The sequence below is a fragment of the Niallia sp. FSL W8-1348 genome (assembly GCF_038006745.1).
Taxonomy (GTDB): Bacteria; Bacillota; Bacilli; order Bacillales; family Cytobacillaceae; genus Niallia; species Niallia alba.
The window spans coordinates 900,734-922,188 of the sequence record NZ_JBBOVV010000001.1 but is presented as its reverse complement, the minus strand read 5'-3'; the positions used below and the strand labels follow the sequence as shown (position 1 = coordinate 922,188).

The 21,455-nt window shown below is 35.4% G+C and carries 17 protein-coding genes and 1 tRNA gene; 11 read left to right on the top strand and 7 right to left on the bottom strand.

All coding sequences use genetic code 11. The features are described from left to right. Window positions 1-85 precede the first annotated feature (85 nt). Window positions 86-1,930: an anaerobic ribonucleoside triphosphate reductase gene (locus NST60_RS04350; protein ID WP_169188143.1), complete on the top strand. Its 1,845-nt coding sequence runs from the start codon at window positions 86-88 to the stop codon at window positions 1,928-1,930. Continuing rightward, window positions 1,927-2,421, top strand: a complete 495-nt coding sequence (gene nrdG, locus NST60_RS04345) for an anaerobic ribonucleoside-triphosphate reductase activating protein (protein WP_016204353.1) — start codon at window positions 1,927-1,929, stop codon at window positions 2,419-2,421. Before NST60_RS04350 ends, nrdG begins: the two co-directional genes overlap by 4 nt. A gap of 360 nt (window positions 2,422-2,781) precedes the next feature. Here nrdG and NST60_RS04340 read toward each other — a convergent pair whose 3' ends face one another. Beyond that, window positions 2,782-3,378: a DoxX family protein gene (locus tag NST60_RS04340; protein ID WP_254414803.1), complete on the bottom strand. Its 597-nt coding sequence runs from the start codon at window positions 3,376-3,378 to the stop codon at window positions 2,782-2,784. 485 nt (window positions 3,379-3,863) lie between these two features. On the opposite strand from NST60_RS04340, the gene ssuE reads away from it, so the two are divergent. After that, entirely contained in the window at window positions 3,864-4,400 is a 537-nt protein-coding gene (gene ssuE / locus NST60_RS04335; RefSeq protein ID WP_224427372.1) for an NADPH-dependent FMN reductase, read from the top strand. Window positions 4,401-4,529: 129 nt separating this feature from the next. After that, a tRNA-Val gene (locus tag NST60_RS04330) sits at window positions 4,530-4,601 on the top strand. A 152-nt stretch (window positions 4,602-4,753) separates the two neighbouring features. On the opposite strand, the gene NST60_RS04325 is transcribed toward NST60_RS04330, so the two are convergent. Next, window positions 4,754-6,178, bottom strand: a complete 1,425-nt coding sequence (locus NST60_RS04325) for a polysaccharide deacetylase family protein (RefSeq protein WP_169188146.1) — start codon at window positions 6,176-6,178, stop codon at window positions 4,754-4,756. A gap of 457 nt (window positions 6,179-6,635) precedes the next feature. Beyond that, window positions 6,636-7,751: an IS4 family transposase gene (locus NST60_RS04320; protein WP_100525938.1), complete on the bottom strand. Its 1,116-nt coding sequence runs from the start codon at window positions 7,749-7,751 to the stop codon at window positions 6,636-6,638. Window positions 7,752-8,007: 256 nt separating this feature from the next. On the opposite strand from NST60_RS04320, the gene NST60_RS04315 reads away from it, so the two are divergent. Continuing rightward, entirely contained in the window at window positions 8,008-9,339 is a 1,332-nt protein-coding gene (locus NST60_RS04315) for a GntT/GntP/DsdX family permease (RefSeq protein ID WP_016204357.1), read from the top strand. Window positions 9,340-9,594: 255 nt separating this feature from the next. Continuing rightward, window positions 9,595-10,644 (top strand): C45 family autoproteolytic acyltransferase/hydolase, encoded by a 1,050-nt coding sequence (locus NST60_RS04310; RefSeq protein ID WP_016204358.1) that lies wholly within the window; start codon window positions 9,595-9,597, stop codon window positions 10,642-10,644. A 103-nt stretch (window positions 10,645-10,747) separates the two neighbouring features. Here NST60_RS04310 and NST60_RS04305 read toward each other — a convergent pair whose 3' ends face one another. After that, on the bottom strand, window positions 10,748-11,593 hold the full coding sequence (locus tag NST60_RS04305; protein ID WP_016204359.1) for a MurR/RpiR family transcriptional regulator: 846 nt from the start codon (window positions 11,591-11,593) through the stop codon (window positions 10,748-10,750). Window positions 11,594-11,773: 180 nt separating this feature from the next. Between NST60_RS04305 and gnd the strand changes: the two genes are divergently transcribed. Continuing rightward, window positions 11,774-12,670 (top strand): phosphogluconate dehydrogenase (NAD(+)-dependent, decarboxylating), encoded by an 897-nt coding sequence (gnd, locus tag NST60_RS04300; RefSeq protein ID WP_212120931.1) that lies wholly within the window; start codon window positions 11,774-11,776, stop codon window positions 12,668-12,670. 95 nt (window positions 12,671-12,765) lie between these two features. Here the strand turns inward: gnd and gntK are convergent, their stop codons facing one another. Beyond that, window positions 12,766-14,310, bottom strand: coding sequence for a gluconokinase (gene gntK / locus NST60_RS04295; RefSeq protein ID WP_341098245.1), 1,545 nt, complete (start codon window positions 14,308-14,310; stop codon window positions 12,766-12,768). A gap of 274 nt (window positions 14,311-14,584) precedes the next feature. Here gntK and NST60_RS04290 point away from each other — a divergent pair, with 274 nt between their 5' ends. Continuing rightward, complete coding sequence (locus NST60_RS04290) at window positions 14,585-14,833, top strand: hypothetical protein (RefSeq protein ID WP_169188149.1); 249 nt, start codon at window positions 14,585-14,587, stop codon at window positions 14,831-14,833. A gap of 2 nt (window positions 14,834-14,835) precedes the next feature. On the opposite strand, the gene NST60_RS04285 is transcribed toward NST60_RS04290, so the two are convergent. After that, a complete protein-coding gene (locus NST60_RS04285; protein WP_205835584.1) occupies window positions 14,836-15,705 on the bottom strand; it encodes a helix-turn-helix domain-containing protein in 870 nt (289 codons plus the stop codon). Window positions 15,706-15,959: 254 nt separating this feature from the next. Here NST60_RS04285 and NST60_RS04280 point away from each other — a divergent pair, with 254 nt between their 5' ends. The 3 genes from NST60_RS04280 to galT are packed head-to-tail and all read left to right on the top strand — an operon-like array spanning window position 15,960 to window position 19,700. Continuing rightward, complete coding sequence (locus NST60_RS04280) at window positions 15,960-17,138, top strand: galactokinase (protein ID WP_169188150.1); 1,179 nt, start codon at window positions 15,960-15,962, stop codon at window positions 17,136-17,138. 24 nt (window positions 17,139-17,162) lie between these two features. Next, entirely contained in the window at window positions 17,163-18,155 is a 993-nt protein-coding gene (galE, locus tag NST60_RS04275; RefSeq protein WP_169188151.1) for a UDP-glucose 4-epimerase GalE, read from the top strand. Window positions 18,156-18,179: 24 nt separating this feature from the next. Further along, window positions 18,180-19,700 carry a UDP-glucose--hexose-1-phosphate uridylyltransferase gene (gene galT, locus NST60_RS04270; RefSeq protein WP_169188152.1) on the top strand — a complete coding sequence of 507 codons (1,521 nt, stop codon included), beginning with the start codon at window positions 18,180-18,182 and terminating at the stop codon, window positions 19,698-19,700. A 174-nt stretch (window positions 19,701-19,874) separates the two neighbouring features. Here the strand turns inward: galT and NST60_RS04265 are convergent, their stop codons facing one another. Further along, window positions 19,875-21,422, bottom strand: a complete 1,548-nt coding sequence (locus tag NST60_RS04265) for a glycosyltransferase family 2 protein (RefSeq protein ID WP_169188153.1) — start codon at window positions 21,420-21,422, stop codon at window positions 19,875-19,877. Window positions 21,423-21,455 lie beyond the last annotated feature (33 nt).

Below are 21,455 nucleotides of genomic sequence, written 5' to 3'. Positions count from 1 at the left end.
TTGTGAATTGAACACAATATATAGAAAAAATGAATAGGTTGCTATTATAATGGATAAAGATTCCTTGATGAATGGAGTGAGTTAAATGGGCAATAATGTCCAATTATTAAATGAATTTGAAGAAATAATTAGAAGCGATAATCAAGATTTAATTCAAGAAAATGCAAATGTGGATGGAATGTCACCGATGAGCCATATGATGCAATTTGCTGCTACTGCTTCTAAATACTATACAGTAGAACATTTACTATCGGAAAACGTCAAAAAAACGCATCAAGAAGGATATATCCATATCCATGATCTTGATTTTTATTCTTCTGGTACGACAACATGCTGTCAAATCCCTCTAGCAACCATTTTAAAGAGTGGGTTTAATACTGGCCACGGGTTTATGAGAGAACCTAAATCTATTATGAGTGCGATGGCACTGACATCAATCATTTTACAAGCCAACCAGAATCAGCAGCATGGGGGACAAGCTATCCCAATGTTAGACTATGACCTTGCACCATATGTACAAAAAACATACAGACAAAATAGAGCAAGACTAAGTGAGATAATTCAAAATGAAGAAGAGTTAGAAAGAAAAACATGGCAATGGACCGAAAGAGAAACGTATCAGGCTTGTGAGGCATTTATACATAATTGTAACAGTATGCATTCGCGCGGGGGCGGTCAGACTCCCTTTGTTTCGGTGAATTTAGGAACCGATCAATCGAAAGAGGGCAGAATGCTAACAAAGAATTTATTACTGGCTACACAAGCGGGGCTTGGTTCCGGAGAAACCCCCATTTTTCCGATTATCGTTTTTAAAGTAAAGGACGGAATTAATTTTCAAAAAGAAGATCCGAATTATGATTTATTCCGCTTAGCGATTGAAACAACAAGCAAACGATTGTTTCCTAACTTTGTATTCATCGATGCGCCATTTAATTTGGCCTATTATAATGGCACTCCTCAATCAGAAGTAGCAACAATGGGGTGTCGAACTAGAGTAATGGGAAATATTCATGGGAGTGAACAAACGATTGGAAGAGGGAATTTATCTTTCACCAGTATCAATCTCCCTCTATTGGCTTTAGAGTCAACCACAATAGAATCGTTTTTTCAAAAATTGGATGAAACGACAGAATTGGTTATACAGCAGTTACATGAAAGATTTCAATATCAAGGAAAGAAAAAAGTAGCAAATTTCAAGTTTTTATATGGCCAAGGTGTTTGGCAAGGTGGAGAAGAATTGCAGTTGGATGATCAGGTTGAGGACATTTTAAAGCAAGGAACATTATCTATTGGTTTTGTTGGTTTAGCAGAATGTCTTGTATCTTTACTCGGTGTCCACCATGGAGAAAGTGAAAAGGCCTATGAAATTGGTTTGCGTATTGTACAGTTTATGCGCCAAAAAGCGGATGAAGCATTGGAAAAATATCAGCTAAACTATTCTCTCCTTGCAACACCAGCAGAGTCTTTTGCTGGAAAGGCATTACGAGCTGCTAGAAAGAAATTTGGAATTATTAAAGGAGTGACAGATAGAGAATACTTTACGAATAGTTTTCATATTCCCGTCCATTTCCCGATTTCTATATATGAAAAAATTCAACGAGAAGCGCCATTTCATTCACTAACAAACGCAGGTCATATAACGTATGTAGAATTAGATGGAGATGCAAACAAGAATTTAGATGCGATTGAAAAAATTGTCCGGACGATGAAAGAAACAGGAATTGGCTATGGAAGTATTAATCACCCTGTTGATCGTTGTATAAGCTGTGGACATAAAGGGATAATTAATAACGAATGTCCTAATTGTGGGGAAAAGGAAGAGTCAAAGATTGAAAGAATTAGAAGAATAACTGGCTATCTTGTCGGCTCTCTTGATCGTTGGAATAGTGCGAAACGTGCAGAAGAGCGGGAAAGAGTTAAACATCGATGAGAGTATTGTCCATTGTGGAGGATAGCATTGTAGACGGTCCAGGGCTAAGAACTACTATCTTTTTCGCAGGGTGCACTCATTATTGTAGAGGGTGTCATAATCCAGAGAGTTGGAGAATCAATGGAGGAAGGGAAATGTCGATTGACGAAATCATGAGCAAAGTAAATCAAAACCCTTTAAATGATATTACCTTTAGTGGTGGTGAACCAATGCTGCAAATAAGGGAACTTATCCAATTAGCCAAAGAATGTAAACAGATAAATAAAAATATTTGGTGCTATACTGGATTTCTGTGGGAAGAATTAATGACCACCTATCCCGATGAATTTACACAATTAAGTATATATTTAGACGCTTTAGTAGATGGACGATTTAAGATAGAACAAAAAGATTTAAGCTTATTATTTAAAGGAAGCCTAAATCAAAGGATTATAGACTGTCAAAAAAGTCTAAAGGAGCATAAGATTAGTTTATTTAATGAATGGCAGTAAAGAAGAAAGAGGCTAGGACATAGCTAAATAGATACTCTGTAAAGACGAATAATCCTTAATTTAGCCATTAAATAATGGGTGCTTTCGCATACTTGGTTAGTAGTGTTTTTAAAAATAGTCCAGTGAAAGAACTAGTTCGTTCCATTGCGCTATAGACACTGAATAAGTTGGAAAATGGAGCAGCCTGAATACACGTAGACTCCTGTGGGATTAGCGAGACAGTCTGAGACCCTGCAGGCGAAGCCGAAGCGGCTCAGCGCGAGCCCCACGGAAAGCGAAGTGTATTCAGGCTGCGGGTGATTACGACAAATCTTCTTTTTTACATGAATAAAAAACCCAAACAATGATACGAAATATTTTTTACATTTGTATCATTGTCCGGGTTGATCTTCGGCTGGAATACTTATGTCCCAGTATGTTTCTGTTTAATTTAAACGAGGTTTTTTTTGTCAATTCTTCGTTATTTTCCTCATTTTTAAAGATTGCTTTTCTAATATAAGGTAATACCCATCGATCTAGACCGTAGTAGCCAGCATTTGCTCCAGCGAACATGATAATCATACCCATCAAGATGTCAGTAGGGTTATGAGAGATTGTGCCTGCAAGTAAGAAGCTGAAATTCATTACCACTCCAAAAAATGCTGCTGCTGTTGTTAAACAGCCTAACATTAATCCTAAACCGACTAATACTTCGCCTATTGGTACAAGAACATTAAATAAACCAACATTTGGTAACGCAAATCCTTCGACAAAACTTGTATACCATCCGTAGACTACTGCGCCATCTGGACCTTTCACAGGGTTAGTAACGGCATTTGTTAAAAATCCAGAAGCATCAAATCCTCCACCAGTTAATTTGCCAAATCCAGAAGTAAACCAAGAATATCCTAGAAATAAACGAATAATGGTTAAAATGCCAGCTGCAATTTTATTTTCTCTTAAAAATTTTATAAACATAAGAATCATCCTTTCTTATTTTTCTGTTTTTATTATTTACAAGTTAAATATATCAAATACTACTTAGAAAAAAATAATAATGTGAATCAATTCACAATTTGTTCAAAAGAATGTGTCTAAAATGTGAAAATGTTTATAACGAAAGCGATTTTTGTAACTTGTGTTATCTGCAGGCTGTTTTCTAAAGGATTGTTGTTTCAATAGGAAAAAAGAATGAATAGGAAAATGGGAGCAGTCGAAATACACGTAGACTCCTGTGGGATTAGCGAGACAGTCTGAGACCCCGGAGGCAAAGCTAAGGAGACTCAGCGCGAGTCCCACGGAAAGCGAAGTGTATTCCGGCTGCGGGTAATCGCAACAAACTTTACGAAAACAGCCTATCTAAAACACAGTTCAAGCATATATTCTGCTATTCATGTTAGAATAAGAAAAGAAGAAAAAGCAATAATTTTACAAGGGAAGATTTTCATAAAGGGGAGACTTCAATGAAGACAGTAACCATCATAGCTGGTGGGCATAAAATAAACTCACGATTAACAGGTATATTACAATTTGCTGCAGATTTTTTAAGACAGAAGCAAGTGAATGTTCAAGTTATACAAGTTCATCAATTACCAAGTGATGCCTTAATAACGGCAGACTTTATGAACCAAGATATAGTAGAGGCAAGACAAAAAGTGGAACAAAGTGATGGAGTTATTGTCTTATCACCTGTATTTCAGGCATCCTATTCAGGAATCATTAAGACATTTTTAGATCTTTTGCCACAAAAGAGTCTTCGAAATAAAAATATTCTTCCACTAATGCTTGGAGGAACCTATGCACATTTATTGGTTATGGATTATGCGTTAAAACCAGTATTAGCAAATTTAGGTGCAACAAATATATTAAGAGGTGCTTATGTAACAGATAATCAAATAACAGAACAAGATAATCAAACCTACTTATTGGATACCGATTCAGAGACAAGGATTACCAACCAGTTAGAGCAATTGCTTAAGGGATTATATAAGATTCAATAAAGTGATGGAATGAACCGTCACTTTTTATTTTTTTCTAGAATATAAAGAAAGGACATGGTAAGATAAGAATAGAAATAGTATTTGAGAAAGAACAGGCAATAGCCAAATATTATTCACTTTATACAACATGACTTGTTAGCTCAGTGGGAGAGCACTTGCTTGACAGGCAAGGGGTCACTGGTTCGAACCCAGTACAGGTCATTATGAATACGAAATGTAAAAAGGGTTTCTCTATTTTCGAGAAACCCTTTTTTATCTATAATGAACCTTAATAGAAAATTTGTACATCCGTCACACTCGTAATCATGAGTAGATGTATCAATTGTTTTTACTAAATCTCCAATAAATATATTCTAGTTTTCTAGTAGTTTCCGTTCCTCCTGTACTTCTCGTAATTGAGAAATAGTCACAAGCTGATATCCTTCTTTCGTTAACTTCTCGATGATTTCCACTGCTGCATCAGCACTTTTATCGTAAATATCATGCAAAAGAATAATGCTTTCATCTTTTGCCTCTTTCATGACTTTCTCCACAATTTTCTTTTTCGTTGGTTGTTTCCAATCTTCTGGATCAATTGTCCAAAGAACAATCTCTTTATCTAGTTCTTTTTTTAGTTCATTCTGTATGGCTCCATAAGGTGGGCGAATAAGTGTAGATTCCCTTCCTGTTATTTCTTTAATTAAATCATCTGTATCTTGAAATTCTTTTAAAGCCTTTTTCTTCTTCATTTTAGTAAGGAGAGGATGATTCCAAGAATGGTTTCCAATTTCATGACCTTCCTCTATCGTCTGCTGAATGATGCTAGGATAATATTGAATACGCTCACCAAGAACAAAAAACGTAGCATGACCGTTATTCTTCTTTAAAGCTTTTAGTATTTTTTTGGTTGGTTTATTACTTGGACCGTCATCAAATGTCAAAGCAATAACTTTTTTAGACGGATCAATTTTTGCTACATCTGGTAATTCTGTCACCATTTTTTTTGGTGCTGCTTCTGCAAGCAAATTTTTATTTTTTTCTTTATCTAGATAGGTTGGTAAGAGTTTATCTTTTACAATCTCTTTTTTGATAGCTAGTTCTTGAACGCCTAAATCGTCTGCTCCAACTTGGTTTTTAGGAAAGTAAAAAAGAATCGAATCATTAAGAACTGCAAAGTTTTGAAAGTTTTTTTCCTGAGGTAGTGTTCCTTGTTTGACTAAGACTTCGTCCACTGCCATTTTTTTATCCTTCATTAATTCACAATAACTTGTTTTAGAAAGGAGAAATAAATAATTACTATTTTCTTGGAAAAGATCCTTTAATGAAAGCCGCTTATGTGTCTGTAAGTCGAAAGTTAAGCTTTCGGTTATAGTATTTCCATTTGGACCTGTAATATATTCAAAGGTTTCAAAAAGAATAGAGATTGTTTGTTTGCTGTAATGGGTTATGGTATAGGAAATATGTAAGGAAGTCTCCTGTGTTTTTGGAATATTTTCTTTTTGGATATGTTGATCATATTTACTAATTTTGTTTGTAATATACTCTTTTAAGGCGGTTGTAATTGATTGATCTGGAAGAAGTGGGTAACTCGTCCAGTAGCCCCCATGTTTTTCATCTTTTATATAGGAATTTATTTCAATCGTTTTATAATTTTTATCGTATTGTATTGCCACCTCAGGCTTTTTTTCTGGTGGCTCAGCTGCTTGCTTTTTTTCATTTCCCCAAAATTTGAATCCGATTAATAAAAGACTAAAACAAAAAAGGGGGATTAAAAAGTTTCTCCATTTTAGGCTGTTCATGCTGTTTAACTCCTTGTTTCTATAATAAAAAGTAGATGCTCCATTATTTAGACGTAATGGAGGATGAATTTGTTTTACATTATCACGTATTTTTGGAAAAAAACTTTTCAAAAGATGGAAAGATGCCCTGCATACCTAGTAGTGAACTCTGTTTGTCCCACTTTTAAAAGGCAGTAAGACGATTATGAAAATTCGAGGAAGATAGGGGGGAGATCAACTGTCCATAAAGGTACGACTGGTTCAACTAACCATCAGTGAAAAATGAAGAAGAATCCCTTGATGGAGGTTTCAATTTATTTTGTTTTTATCACTAGTGTTGCATAAATGTTGTTAGAATATTCAGTTTAAATATGTCCCCCTGTTAAGAGCCAAAAAAGTAAATACCCAACTAAAGGTGGATCCATCCATTTGGAAATTTTTTTACAATTAGACTTAAGAGACGACGACAATTTGTTTATTAAGGAATGGTTTTTCCTTCAATCTTTCGAAGCCAAATATGTGCTGGTTTCCACAAAGCTGCCCGTAAATATCGGCTAATTTGTAGGGTTTTTCGTTTACTTTTTGTCTCGATTTGTGCGAGAACATGCAGGCAAAAAACAATAAGTGCGATAAACACTTGATTCTGAATTGCCCATTCGCTTTGGCCGTAAAACTTTTTGATATGGAGATGTTGTTTAATCCATTTGAAAAATAACTCAATCGCCCAGCGTGATTTATACATCTTTGAGATTTCTTCAGCACTTAAATCAAAACGATTTGTGATTAAATGAAGCTCATTTCCTTTTGAATCAATCACTTTTAGAAGACGAAAGTAATTTTCGGCACGGTTTTGCGTCGTACCAATCAACACCATTTGATCCGACAAAACAGATGTATTCTCGGGTAGTTTAAAATCGTAAACCTCCCGTATGACTGCGTTTTTTCGCAGCCTAGAAAGGAAAAAGTAGCCGTCATCTGTCATCCGATCAAAGCGTTCGTAGTCTAAGTAACCACGGTCAAACACATACATACATTCCTTGTCATCAACCATTACTTCAAGCTGACCGCGGTCATGTTCTTTGGCCGTTGTCATAATGGCCTTTTCGGGATAGGATATACCTTTTTCCATAAACACAAGGCGTAAGTGCAATTTAACACCCGCTTTTGTTTTGCGGAATTTTGCCCATTTATGATTAGTCAAATTGAGAGGCAATGTGCTTGAATCAATGATTTTTAATGGCATCACAAGTTTCGTGTTGTGCGTTTTGGCATGAATTTGTGAAACTAAATCAAGGAAAAGCTTTTGGAATAAGTCTGGATTCATGCCATTTAAACGGCGTGAGAGTTGGGAAATACTGATAGAATCAAGATCAATGCCCTTTTGCAGTTGATCATCGAAAAGACAATCGCTCAGCGCATGCAGACTTTCGACTTCTTCTAGCTGCGCAAAAAGTAATAATTTTAGAAATGACTCTGTCGTTAGTTTTTTCGTATAGAAATCTAATTTCAACGTTTTCACGTTTTCTTCAAATAATTGAAGATTTATTGGTGAAAACCATTGTCCAAATGAAGTTTTTCGTGTAATCTTGTCCATGCGATAGTCCTTTTTAGTGGATTTGGACGGGTTACCACCTAACTTATCCATTATAAAGGACTTTTTCTTTGCATAAAATGATAAAATTGAACATTTCAAGTATTTTTAATAGTTAAATTAAATTAACGCAACACTAGTGTGTTTTTATGAATAAAAAATTTTCTTTAATTATAGCTTGATAAAAGAAAAATTTTTTCGTATAATAAGGCTATCAAATGAAAACACTTTCAAATGTAATAGAAAAGGTGGTATAAAGATGGATGCCTATTTATTGATTATTGCATTACTTTCCATTGTGATTGTTATTTTAGGAGTTTCATTATTAAAATGGCACGCTTTTATTAGTTTAACAGTTGCAAGTTTATTTTTAGCAATTTTTTCTGGATTATCTTTTGAAAAGATTGTAAGCGCTTATGAGACAGGTGTAGGTGGCGTATTAGGTCACTTAGTTGGGATATTGGCATTAGGAACAATTTTAGGAAAAATGTTATCGGAATCTGGTGCTGGATTACGAATTGCCAATTTTTTTGTAAACGTTTTTGGTGAAAAGAAATTGCCATGGGCGATGTTTTTCTCCGGCTTTATTATCGGAATACCCGTATTTTTTGAGGTTGGTATTTTAATATTATTGCCACTTGTTATTTCTATTCAAAAGGCTACAAAGAAAAATATTTTATTGATTGCATTACCAGGTATTGCTGGATTATCGATTGTACATGGACTTGTTCCTCCACACCCTGGGGCAATTGCTGCAATCGGAATTTTTGATGCTAATTTAGGAACCGTTTTATTATACTCATTAATTATTGCATTACCTGCTGGAATCATTGGTGGGCCATTATTTGCAAAGTGGATTGATAAGCGCGTTTTTCCAAAAGGAGAATCAACGCTTATTACAGCAGAGCCGTTAGCAGATGATAAATTGCCAAGTACGGGGGTATCATTTTTTGCCATTTTATTACCTGTAATTTTAATGATTATTGGAACTGCTGCACCTTACATGACGATTTTTCCAGAAGGAGTAAGAAATGTGCTTGCATTCCTTGGTAGCCCATTATTAGCTCTTTTGATTGCTGTGTTTTTTGCTTTCTATTTCCTAGGCATTCGTCAAGGAATGAATAAAGATAGCATTAAAAAATTCACGGAAGATTGTTTTTTACCAGTTGGTTCGATCTTATTAATTATTGGAGCAGGTGGAGCGTTCAAACAAGTGTTAATTGATAGTGGAGTAGGAACTACAATTGGAACTATGTCCGAAAGCTTGTCTTTATCACCACTTGTATTAGCATTTATGATTGCAGGTTTGATACGAATAGCAACAGGTTCTGCAACCGTAGCATTAACGACAGCAGCAGGAATTGTTTCCCCAATCATCGCTGGTATGTCTGGCGTAAATGTGGAATTATTAGTTATTGCAACAGGCGCAGGTTCCTTAATGTTCTCCCATGTAAATGATGCCGGGTTCTGGATGGTAAAAGAATACTTAGGACTAACCGTCGAAGAAACATTTAAGACATGGACAGTATTGGAGACAATCCTTTCTTTCGTCGCATTTGCAGGAGTATTAATTTTAGATTTAATTGTTTGATAGAAAAGTATATAGAGGAGGTAAGAAAGGATAATTTCTTTTCTTGCCTCTTTTTTGTATTTTAAAGTTAAAAAACGTAAATTGATTGAAGCGTATATTTTTGACTGTTGAAAGTACGGAAGGAATGGGAGAACAAAGACTGTATCCTTGGAAATTCAAAGGCGCATTTTCAATTTGTAATCAATTTACTTGTTATTAGTAAAAAATATAGTATAGTTAAAACTCTCCATACAAAGATTTAAAGGGGAAATGAGAATGAAACAAGTATATAGTGATTTCATACAGTTTCGTGGAAATCATTATGATTTTGGATATATGCAAGGAGAACGTTTAAAAGATTCACCTATACTTCCTAATCGGGTGAAGCACTGGACATCTAAGCGAAAGCGTTACTTTACCATTAATGAAAAAGAGTCCGTGCACCTTCTTAATAAGTTTATTCCCGGGATGATAGCGGAAATCTATGGATTGGCCGATGCTCTTCAGTGGAGAATGGAGGACGCTTTAAGAGAATTTGGCGGCCATTATGTCGAGTATGGGAGAAGCGGCTGCTCCATTCTAACAGGATCTCAATATTTAATTAGAAACTACGATAGTCATCCAGGTTCATATGAAGGAAGATATATGATTTATCAGCCAACGGATACTGGCTATGCTGTTATCGGTCCTTCTATGCAAATCTCCGGAAGAATTGATGGGATGAATGAAAAAGGCCTAGCAATGGGCTATAACTTTATTAATCGAGTTGGTTCAGGTGATGGCTTTATATGTAATATGATAGGGCGGATAATTTTAGAAACATGTGCAAATGTTGAAGAGGCTATTGATTTACTACAAGAAATACCTCATCGAACATCCTTTAGCTATGTGTTATTAGATCCAAGCGGAGAATCATTTGTTGTGGAAGCATCACCTAGGTCAGTCATTGCTAGAAAAGCAAATATTAGTACGAATCATTTTGAAGTTTTAAAGGAAGAAAATCGCTATCAGATGGACGAATCTGTACGAAGAAAGCAGAACATCGAAAAACAGCGAGAAGGTCAGTCGAATGTATATGAGGCTTTTCGAATACTGAATGACAAGGATAAAGAAGTGTTCTCAAAAAAATATAGTACTTGGTCTGGAACATTGCACACAGCAGCATATCTACCTAACGAAAGAAAAGCTTGGTTTGCGATTGGTAGTGATCGAATGCCTGTAATCATTGATTTCGATTCCTTTTTACAGGGTGAAAAACTGAATATAAAGAAAGTTAAAGGACAACTTGATTATGATACTCCTTTTATCAATATGGAGATATTATAGCTGGTTTTAAATAAAGGGAGCTAATTATGGCAGTAACATCCATAACTAACTTCCTTTTTTGGCGTTTGCGGATACTCTGAAGTAAAATATTGGTCGTCTTGCATTAGATTCTCGTATCAGAAATAGCATTCCTTATTCTTTCTAATGACTGGTTGGCAACATTTTTATTGGAAATCATCACATTGACATATAATGCATCAATTAAGCTAAGCTGACCGATTCTTGATGATAGAGCTTCTGAACGGTATTCTGTTTCTTCAGAGCTTGTAAAAAGAGCGACATCAGCATTCTGCGCGATCGGTGATTTTGGATATCCAGTAATTCCAATCGTTTTAGCACCGTTATTTTTCGCTGTTTTCATTATGTTAATAGTATCTTTGTTAGTGCCAGAGTGTGAAATGATAACCGCAACGTCATTTTCTGAAAGTTGCGATGAAGACATTAGCTGAAAATGAGAGTCAACGAATGAAAACGCTTTAATTCCAGTTCGAACAAATTTATGGAAAGCATCCATTGCAATTACTGCTGAACCACCTGTCCCATAAAACTCGACACGATTTGCTTGTAATAGGAATTCAACTGCTTTTTCAATTGAATGTCCATTTAATATTTCTAATGTATTCTCTAGTGTTCGGACATTGGACTTAAATACTTTTTCAGTTACTGTTTTAACACTATCATTTTCACTAATTTCCTCATGTATTTGTTGAATAGGTTCAATTACTTCTGAAGCTAATGCTATTTTCATTGCTTGATAGCCTTTAAAACCAATTCGTTTACAAAAACGAAATACAGTTGCATCTGCAACACCTAAATCCTCTGCTAGTTCGTTGATTGTTGAATGAATGATTTTTTCTGGATTCTCAAGAATATAATCAGCGATTTTTTTTTCTTTTTCACTCAATCTAGCGTAATAGGAACGAATTTTCCCAAGACAATTTTGCGCCATTGACTTCTATCCTTTCCAAATTAATATAGTTGTAGTATAACACAATTAGTCTCTTGAAAAAAAATTTCTTATTTTAATATTTTTTTTCGAAAAAATTTCGTAAAGGGGTATATTTTCGAAAAAAATTTCTATATAATAATATATAGAGAGAAATATTTTTTCAAAAGGAGAGAATAACGCATGAATATCGGTCTTATCGGATTAGGAAAAATGGGATACAACTTGGCTTTAAATATGGTGGGCCATAAGTATAGTGTAACAGCTTTTGATATAAATGAAAGCGCTGTAAAAGAAATTTCTTATAAAAATGTAACAGGAGTAAATACAATTGAGGACTTAGTAAGAAATTTGCCAGCTCCAAGAGTAATTTGGCTCATGGTTCCAGCAGGAGAAGTAACGGAAAATGTATTAAGAGAAGTGAAGAAGTATGTTGAAGAGGGAGATATTATTATTGATGGGGGGAATTCTCATTATAAGGAATCAAAAAGAAGAGGCTTGGATTTAGAGGAACTTGGAGTGTTCTATTTAGATGTTGGCACAAGTGGCGGTGTTGATGGTGCAAGAAATGGCGCGTGCATGATGGTCGGCGGCAAAAAAGAAATTTTTGATAAGGTAGAAGGCTTATTTAAAGATCTATGCGTTGAAAATGGCTATACTTACGCTGGAGTATCTGGTAGCGGTCACTTTCTGAAAATGGTTCATAACGGTATTGAGTATGGCATGATGCAATCTATCGCAGAAGGTTTTGAGTTGTTGGAGAAAAGTGAATATGATTTCGATAACGAAGGGGTAGCAAAAGTTTGGAATAATGGCTCTGTCATTCGTTCATGGTTAATGGAATTAACACAAAATGCTTTTTCGAAAGATCCGAAGCTTGAAGGAATTAAAGGAATTATGCATTCTTCTGGAGAAGGGAAATGGACACTGGAAACAGCTTTAGATTTACAAACAGCTATGCCAGTTACGGCCCTTTCTTTAATGATGCGCTATCGTTCATTGGAGGAAGATACATTCTCTGGTAAAGTGGTTGCCTCATTAAGAAATGAGTTTGGTGGTCACAGTGTAGAATCAAAATAAAATGGTAAAATCCTTTAGCAGACAATTTTGCTAAAGGATTTTTTTAAAAGAAAGGGGCTGTCTTATTGTGGAGACGCCCCTTTTAAATAGTCAGGTTATTTCACCCATTTGTTCTGAAACGATGCAATTGCATCATATTCCTGCTCTAAAGCTCGTGAAATACGTATATAGATAGACGTTAAATCTTGATAGATATCGACATTCTCTTGGATTGGTTGATGGGAGTGCGTGCTGCCAACCAATTGTTTCATAATCGAGAAGTCATTAATTTCCCCTAGTGCATACATGCCTAAAACAATTGCTCCAAGACAAGAGCTTTCAAAGCTTTCCGGAACGACTACTTCTTGGTCAAAGATATCTGCCATCATTTGTCTCCAAAGCTCAGAACGCGCAAATCCGCCTGTTGCTTGAATTTGCTTTGGTGCGCCAATCACTTCTTGAAGGGCAAGCATCACAGTGTAAAGGTTTAAAATAACGCCCTCTAATACTGCTCTTACCATATGTTCTTTTTTATGGTGTAAACCAAGCCCGAAAAAGGATCCTCTTGCATTTGCATTCCATAAAGGTGCTCTTTCCCCAGCCAAATATGGATGGAATAATAAACCATCAGCACCAGGTGTAACACGGGAAGCGATTTTTGTTAAAACTTCATAAGGGTCAATTCCGAGTCGCTTGGCTGTTTCTACTTCGGAAGATGCTAATTCATCACGCACCCAACGGAACGTCATTCCACCATTATTTACAGGACCGCCCACTACCCAGTGGTCTTCTGTTAAGCAATAGCAGAATATTCTTCCCTTAGGATCAGTTACTGGTTTATCTGTTACTGTTCGAATTGCACCACTTGTTCCAATCGTTACAGCCACAACGCCTGGGTCAATAGCATTTACCCCTAGGTTAGAAAGCACGCCATCACTTGCACCTACAACAAATGGAGTTTCGGCAGGGATTCCAATTTCGGTTGCGTAATTCTCCTTTAGTCCTGTTAAATAATGAGTAGTAGGAACAGGCTTTGCTAATTGCTCAGGTTTAACACCAGCCACCGCTAATGCTTCCGTATCCCAATTTAACTGTTTCAGATTAAACATTCCAGTTGCAGAAGCAATCGAATAATCGATAACAAATTCGTCAAACAAACGATAGAAAACATATTCTTTGATACCAATAAATTTTGTCGCCTTCGTAAAAATTTCTGGCTGATCATTCTTTAGCCAAGTTAATTTAGCTAGAGGGGACATTGGGTGAATTGGTGTTCCGGTTCTACGATATATTTCTAAGCCATTATGATCATTTTTAATCTTTTTAGCCCAAGAAGAAGCACGGCTATCTGCCCAAGTGATGCAACGAGTTATAGGCTTTCCTTTTTCATCTAAAGCGATAACGCTGTGCATCGCTGAGCTAAAGGATACTAGTTTTAGATTTCTCACATCAACCTTGGCTTTTTTTATAGCAGTCTTCATTGTTTCTAAGACAGCCTGAAAAATTTGCTCAGGATCCTGTTCCGCAATTGATGGTGCAGGGCTATGTAATGGATATTCTACATGATGCATGCTTAATACTTTACCAGCTTCAGCAAAGAGGACAGATTTTGTACTTGTTGTACCAATGTCTACACCTAAATATAGGGAGGATAAATGCATTTTAAAAACTCCTTTATACGGAAATTATAAAAAATATTTCATTAAATTAAATTTTAATAGAAAAAAATTTCTTTACTTATATTTTAAAGGATATATATTAATTTTGAAACTGTTTTCATAAATATTTTTTCGTAAATTTGTCAGGATTGCTTATTTAGTCGAAATTATTGACCATTTATATTTTATAGATGTAAATTTTTGCCCTTATTTTAATAAAAGTTAAGCAAAAATATGCTAAAATTAACTTATCTTATATATATAAGGAGTTTTTGTAATGAACAACGATATTGAAACAATATATGAGGAACTTTATAATCAAATACTCCATTATCAAAACAAACTGGAATCCATAAGTCAACAAGCAGATTCCCTGCAAGAAGAAGGGGAAGAACAGCTAAATCGAATGTCCATTGCTCTTCAAGCTTCTAAGGATATTCTTGAAAATATGCTGACACCAGGGAAGAAGCTGAACTTTATTTATGAAAAAGGAATGGTCAGCTTGGAAATGTTTGATGAAAAATAACATTAAAGAAGAATATCCTCGCTTGGACGAATATTCTTCTTTCGAAATTCGCCAGGCGTCATGCCGGTAGCTTTACGAAATACCTTTGTGAAATAGTTGGCATTTGCAAAACCTACTTGCACAGAAATGTCCTCAATAGAATATTTGGTTTGGTATAATAACTCCGCTCCTTTCACTATCCGGATATTTGTTAAATATTGAATGGGTGTAATGCCAAGCACCCTTTTGAATAATCGAGTGAAATGGAAGCGAGATAGTGCAGCTGCCTCTGCCATATCATCTGGTCCAATAGGTCTATTATAATAATTTTGTGCAAATAATGTCGCATTTAGTATACTTTCTGGCAACTGTATGGCTCCCATGTTTTTCTTATATTGATAAAGCTCCATAATAAAAGCATAAGCAAGACTAGAAGCTTGGTAGGCATTTTTTATATTTGTTTCATTTGCCAGTTGGTAAATATGAAGAAGGTGCTGAATTGGTTTTGAATCAGAAGCTAATTGGATAATAGACTGATTATTTTCGGTAAAAGAATGCCAACACTTTTTTACTGTTTCACCATATAGCGTAATAAAAATAAATTCCCAATGCTCACTATTTTGCGGAAGATAGTATCTATATTCCTCTGAAATATCAATTAAAAATGCTTTTCCAGCTGTCAATTTATGATCTTTTTCTCCAATTTCAATGGCACCCATTCCAGAAATCGTATATTGAAAAACATACATGCTTTCCTCTTTACGCTTTTTTCCCTTCCAATTATAAAGATGGGAGGTTTGATTTTCCCATCCAATCGACCAAATTTGGGCAACCTCTTTTGTAATCTTTTCCGTAAACCTATATGCAAATACATTATTATCTTTTTTGGGCAATGAGAAGGCCCCTTTCTTAGTAGAGGTATCATAGGTAGATACTTGCCTGTATTAAATTGATTAGAAAAAGAGTTAAGGTTAGATGATTATGCAAATTAATGAAATAAAGTAGCAAATTATTACCCTTTTCTCTTTCTTATTTTACCATTGAGAGAGAAAGGTTTGAAGCATAAAATGAAAATGTAAACGGTTCAATAAAACGATGCTAAACAAGAGAGTAAAAATAATCGTTCATTTATAAAGGAGAGATAAAAATGACAAATAGTCTACTTACAATATTTACCGATGTTTTTAATGAGGGAGCTAACAAAATACGTACTTTTTTTGCACCAGGACGTGTGAATTTAATAGGAGAACATACAGACTATAATGGAGGGCATGTTTTTCCTTGTGCTTTATCCATTGGCACAACCGCGATTGTTCGAAAAAGATCTGATAGAATAATTCAATTCTATTCCACAAATTTTTCAGATTTAGGTGTCATAAAGGTATCCTTAGACGAGTTAGTCTATGATTCAGCAGATGATTGGGCTAATTACCCAAAAGGAGTTATTGTAGCGCTTGAACAACATGGATATACAGTAGATTCAGGATTTGACGTTTTATATGCGGGAGAAATTCCAAATGGTGCTGGCTTATCATCGTCCGCTTCGATTGAAGTAGTGACAGCTATTATGCTAAATGAGTTATATTCTTTAGCAATCGATCGAGTTTCTTTAGTGAAAATGTGTCAACAGGCAGAGAACGAATTTATTGGTGTAAGCTGTGGCATCATGGATCAATTCGCGATTGGGATGGGAAAAGAAAAAAATGCTATTTTACTAGATTGCGATACACTTGATTATACCTATAGTCCACTAGATTTAGCAGCTGCTTCTTTAATTATTGCTAATACAAATAAACGCAGGGGCTTAGCTGATTCTAAATATAATGAAAGACGAGAAGAGTGTGAAAGAGCATTAAAAGACTTGCAGGGAGAATTAGATATTCGTTCACTCGGAGAATTAACCCGAGAGCAATTTGATGAGAAAGCTCATTTGATTGAACGAGAGGTTGATCGGATAAGAGCGAAACATGCTGTGTATGAAAATGCTAGAACTATTGAGGCTGTAAAAAAACTTCAAGCTGGTGATATTGCGGGATTTGGACAATTGATGAATGCCTCCCATATCTCCTTACGTGACGATTATGAAGTTACTGGAAAAGAATTGGATGCGCTAGTGGAGGCAGCTTGGGAACAAGAGGGTGTAATTGGTTCCCGAATGACAGGAGCAGGTTTTGGTGGCTGTACGATTAGTATTGTTACTAATGAGCACATTGATTCTTTTATCGAGAAGGTTGGAGCAAGATATAGTGAGCAGACAGGCTTAAATGCGGACTTCTATGTTGTTCAAGTTGGAGACGGTGCGAAAGAAATTGTTACAGTCCAGTAGGAAATGTAAAAGGAGGAGTTATAAATGGCCATTTTAGTATGTGGTGGTGCTGGTTATATTGGGAGCCATATGGTATCTGAACTATTAGATCAGGGGGAAGAGGTAATTGTTGTTGATAATCTACAAACAGGACATAAAGGGGCTGTTTTAGAAGGAGTAACACTTTACATTGGCGATTTACGCGATGAAAGTTTTTTAGACGATGTGTTTAAGAGAAACTCGATTGAAGCGGTCGTCCATTTTGCTGCTGACTCTTTAGTAGGAGAAAGTGTAACAAATCCATTGAAATACTATGACAATAATGTCTATGGTGCGATGACACTATTAAAAGTGATGCATGCAAATGATGTGAAGAAAATTGTTTTCTCGTCAACAGCAGCAACTTACGGAGAAGCGAAGAATTTTCCCATACAAGAAAATGATCCTACCGTTCCAACCAATCCATACGGAGAAACAAAGTTGGCAATAGAAAAAATGCTAAAGTGGTCTGAAGAAGCATATGGCATTCATTACGTTGCCCTTCGCTACTTCAATGTCGCAGGAGCACATATGGACGGAAAATTAGGAGAAGATCATTTTCCAGAAACTCATCTTATTCCGATTATTCTGCAAGTAGCATTAGGGACTAGAGAAGCCATTAGCGTCTTTGGCGATGATTATGATACACATGACGGAACTTGTATAAGAGATTATATTCATGTTACCGATTTGGCGAATGCCCATATTCTTGCATTGGAAAAATTACAAAAAGAAGAAACAAGTGGGATTTACAATTTAGGCAGTGGAACAGGATTTACGGTCAAAGAAGTAATTGAGGCAGCTCGAAAGGTAACGGGACATCCTATTCCAACTGTAATTGCACCAAGAAGAGCTGGCGATCCAGCACGATTAGTTGCCTCGTCCGAAAAGGCAAAAGTTGAACTAGGCTGGAAGCCGCAGTATCCTTCTTTAGAAGAAATGATCGGCAGTGCTTGGCGATGGTTCCAGGAAAATCCAGAAGGCTATAAAGAGAAATGACTAAGAAGAAAGGAGCAATGTTAGATGACACAAACTATTTATCGACATGTAGAACAATTGCTTCATTATGGACTTAAATCAAATTTAATAACACGATGGGATATGGATGTTGTTCGAAATAAATTACTTGAAATTTTACAATTAGATGATTTTATTCTATCGGATAACGGAGAAGTAGCTGAAACAGACTTGCGCACCATTTTAGAAAATATATTAGATTGGGCAGTGGAACATAATCGCTTAGTAGAAAATACGATTACCTACCGAGATTTATTAGATACAAAATTAATGGGTTGCTTTGTCTCATTGCCATCCGAGATAAATAATAATTATTTAACATTATATAAAGAAAAGGGAGCAGAACAAGCGACCAGTTGGTTTTATGATTTCTCAAAAAAGGTAGATTATATTCGTACCGATCGTATTGCTAAAAATGAAGAATGGCTGACACATACAAGTTACGGAGATTTAGAAATTACGATTAATTTATCAAAGCCAGAAAAGAATCCGAAAGAAATCGCGGCTGCGAAAAAATTAAAGCAAGGATCTTATCCCAAATGTTTACTCTGTAAAGAAAACGCTGGCTATGCGGGAAGAGTCAACCACCCTGCTAGACAAAATCATCGCATTATACCAGTAACATTAGAAGGAGAGCAGTGGTTTATACAGTTTTCACCATATGTTTATTACAATGAGCATGCTATCTGTTTTTCTGAGAAGCATGAACCAATGACTATTTCTAAAAAGACTTTTGCAAGATTACTAGATTTTGTTGATCAGTATCCTCATTATTTTATGGGATCTAATGCAGACCTGCCAATTGTAGGAGGATCAATTCTTGCACATGAGCATTTTCAAGGGGGATTTCATGAATTTCCAATGGCAAAAGCGGATATAGAAACAACTTTTGCTATTGACCGTTTTCCATCTATCCATGTAGGTATTGTTAAATGGCCAATGTCTGTGCTTCGTCTGCAAGGAACAGACAAACAAAAGCTAGTGGAGGCATCTGATTATATTTTTAAAGAATGGCTCGACTACAGTGATCAGAGTGTAGATATTATTGCGTATACGGACGGTACTCGTCATAATACGATTACCCCAATTGCGAGAATGCGTAATGGTCTTTATGAAATGGATTTAGTACTACGTAATAATCGAACAAGTGAGGAATATCCATTTGGCATCTTCCATCCACATGAAGAAGTTCATTCGATTAAACAGGAGAACATCGGACTCATTGAAGTGATGGGCTTAGCTGTCTTGCCAGGTCGTTTAAAAGAAGAACTAAGCTTGCTTGCAGATAAAATAGTAGAAGATAATTTTGTAACGAGCATCAAGAAAGAACCTAATATTGAAAAACATTTAGTATGGGCAAAGGCAGTAAAAGAGAAAAATCCGCATATAACGAATGAAAATGTACATTCTGTCCTACAAACAGAAATAGGAATCGTTTTTGAAACCATCTTACATCATGCAGGTGTATTTAAAAGGGATGAGCAAGGAACAAAAGCGTTTCATCGATTTATAGAAACACTAAAGTGAAAATATTGTTTAGTTCCTTCTATGTAAGAGGAAGAAGATTAATAGGAATATAGGGATTGGAAAGCAAACAATATATTGGTTTTCCAAGGAGACAGGTCTAAGGTCCGAATGGTTCAACTAACCATCAGTGGGGGATGAAAGAACCCTCCACTGATGAAAGTTTCACTTTTTCTATCAGAGAACTTTTAATGCTAAATGATTATGAATTGTTTTGTAAAAGTGATGCGTATCTGTTTGCTGTTTTTTTAACCGAAGCTTCGGATTTGGGATATGGAACTGCATTTTATGATAGTCTCTGTAAGATAAATAAATAGTGTATACAGATTTTCCAAAAGGAGCAAAGAACGCTTCAGGAATCATGATTCTCCTTAAGGCTCCATCATATCGTTCAATCGGAAAGAAAAATTGTTTATGCATATCGTTTCGATCACGGAACAGTATATGCTCAATGTCTTTCGGATAATCCCCTGCTATATTGATATCGAATCGGAAGAAACCATTTGTATATTCACAATTTATTAATTCTGCATACATAGGAACTTTTATAAAGTTATACGGTGGACTTATAGGAGTAACCCAGTAAGCAGTCCCATCTTTTATCATATGTTTTTTTATTTTTTCTTGATTTATCCATCTAAACAATGTTTCGATATCTTTATAGCGTTTTTGTAAGAATAGTTGGTAACAAACCTTATTATAAGGATGAAAAAAATGATCGCTAATTTCATAATTTAAGGAAGAAGTCGTTCGTATCATTTTTTTCATGGCTGATATATATGCTTTTCTTTTTAAAAAATCAGCTATTTTTTCTTTAGAAGTTTGATTGTTCTCGCTTCTTAACGTATGATAGCGATTCATAAATCCATTGAAGCAATCAAATTCATAAAGGCGATTAAAGATCATTCGCTTTAACTCATCATCCAGTTCCTTCTTCTTGAAATAGTGAATGACTTTTCTATTACAGTGCATTTTGTTTAAAGCATTCGTCTGTTTAGTCAAAGATTCGTTATTTTCATCTAAGCGATTTAAATAGTAGATAATAGATTCCGTTGTAGAGATTTTTTGGCAATTAGTCAGTACTTCCATAAAAAACTGCTTATCCTCTCCATATTTCATTTCGGGGAACTTAATCTGATTTTTTTTGATAATGCTTGCTTTGATTAATCTTGCTCTAGGTCCTAAATGATTAAAAATATGTGGGATACTTGTCGGATGAATACTTCTTCTTTCTTTCCATGATTCATGTTCTCCAACAATTGCGTTTTTCTTGGAAGTAACTTTAATCGTTTTGCCAACTATATAATCGTCGTCGGTTTCATTTAATACACTATAAAGTTTTTCTAAGCCAGTCTTTTCAAACCAATCATCTGAATCTAAAAAGGTTAAGTAGGGGGCAGATGAAAGCTCCATTCCTAAATTTCTAGGATAGCCAGGAGTTCCTGTGTTTTTCGCTAGAAGAGCTAGTTTTATATTAGGATGCTCGCTAACAAATTTCTTTAAAATAGCACGAGTTTGATCTTGTGAACCATCATCGACAATTATATATTCAATCTGTGGCATAATGGATTGCTGTAAAACAGATTCGATTGTATGCTTAATTGTTTTTTCATTATTAAAAACGGGTGTAATCACAGAAATAAGAGGCTGACTTAAATAGTTTTTACTTTGAATTAACTCATACCTATTTTTATTTTTTTTTCGAAGAGCCGATATTTTTTTCATTCTATTCCCTGCCTTCATAATTAACGCTAAAAG

Coding starts and splice junctions, on each gene's coding strand:
- NST60_RS04325 (WP_169188146.1), bottom strand. CDS start 6,178: ATGAACAGCCTAAAATGGAGAAACTTTTTAATCCCCCTTTTTTGTTTT.
- galT (WP_169188152.1), top strand. CDS start 18,180: ATGACACAAACTATTTATCGACATGTAGAACAATTGCTTCATTATGGA.
- NST60_RS04350 (WP_169188143.1), top strand. CDS start 86: ATGGGCAATAATGTCCAATTATTAAATGAATTTGAAGAAATAATTAGA.
- gntK (WP_341098245.1), bottom strand. CDS start 14,310: ATGCATTTATCCTCCCTATATTTAGGTGTAGACATTGGTACAACAAGT.
- nrdG (WP_016204353.1), top strand. CDS start 1,927: ATGAGAGTATTGTCCATTGTGGAGGATAGCATTGTAGACGGTCCAGGG.
- NST60_RS04305 (WP_016204359.1), bottom strand. CDS start 11,593: ATGGCGCAAAATTGTCTTGGGAAAATTCGTTCCTATTACGCTAGATTG.
- NST60_RS04315 (WP_016204357.1), top strand. CDS start 8,008: ATGGATGCCTATTTATTGATTATTGCATTACTTTCCATTGTGATTGTT.
- NST60_RS04320 (WP_100525938.1), bottom strand. CDS start 7,751: ATGGACAAGATTACACGAAAAACTTCATTTGGACAATGGTTTTCACCA.
- NST60_RS04310 (WP_016204358.1), top strand. CDS start 9,595: ATGAAACAAGTATATAGTGATTTCATACAGTTTCGTGGAAATCATTAT.
- gnd (WP_212120931.1), top strand. CDS start 11,774: ATGAATATCGGTCTTATCGGATTAGGAAAAATGGGATACAACTTGGCT.
- NST60_RS04280 (WP_169188150.1), top strand. CDS start 15,960: ATGACAAATAGTCTACTTACAATATTTACCGATGTTTTTAATGAGGGA.
- galE (WP_169188151.1), top strand. CDS start 17,163: ATGGCCATTTTAGTATGTGGTGGTGCTGGTTATATTGGGAGCCATATG.
- ssuE (WP_224427372.1), top strand. CDS start 3,864: ATGAAGACAGTAACCATCATAGCTGGTGGGCATAAAATAAACTCACGA.
- NST60_RS04265 (WP_169188153.1), bottom strand. CDS start 21,422: ATGAAAAAAATATCGGCTCTTCGAAAAAAAAATAAAAATAGGTATGAG.
- NST60_RS04290 (WP_169188149.1), top strand. CDS start 14,585: ATGAACAACGATATTGAAACAATATATGAGGAACTTTATAATCAAATA.
- NST60_RS04340 (WP_254414803.1), bottom strand. CDS start 3,378: ATGTTTATAAAATTTTTAAGAGAAAATAAAATTGCAGCTGGCATTTTA.